Below are 537 nucleotides of genomic sequence, written 5' to 3' on the forward strand. Positions count from 1 at the left end.
GCGGGACGCGAGGGGTCTCTCTTGGCCCTGGTGGCCCCGGTTCAGGGGCTCTCGGGGAGGTTCCGGGCAGGCTGACGCCTGGCCGTCACCCCATCAGAGCGACGGCACGAGCCCGCATCAGCCAGTTCGCCGACGCGAACAGCACGTGGAGGTGGTTCAGGTTCTTCCCGATCCCGCGGTAGCGGGTCTTGGTGAACCCGAAGTCCCGCTTCACGATCAGGAACGGATGCTCGACCTTCGCGCGGACACCGGCCTGACGTGACTGCTCGGCACGATCCGGCCCGGCCATCGTCTTCAACCTGCCCTTGCGGGCAGCGACTCGCCACTCGATCTTCGACAGGTACTCGTCCTCGACGATCTCGGGGCGCTTGTGCGCCCCCTGGTAGCCAGCATCTGCATAGGAGACCTCGTCATCGTCACGGACCAGACGATGCGCCTCGTCCAGGTCATGGGTGTTCGCTGCGGTCACAGACACCGAGTGGACGTACCCGGTGCCCGCGTCGACCCCGATGTGGCCCTTCATCCCGAAGTACCACT

The 537-nt window shown here is 66.3% G+C and carries 1 protein-coding gene; it reads right to left on the reverse strand.

Annotated elements, in window-relative coordinates; genetic code table 11:
* Positions 1-85: 85 nt before the first annotated feature.
* On the reverse strand, positions 86-537 hold a 452-nt coding region (locus ACYVKX_RS23220), incomplete at its 5' end, for a transposase (RefSeq protein ID WP_460836087.1).

This window comes from Nocardioides hungaricus, from assembly GCF_054782915.1.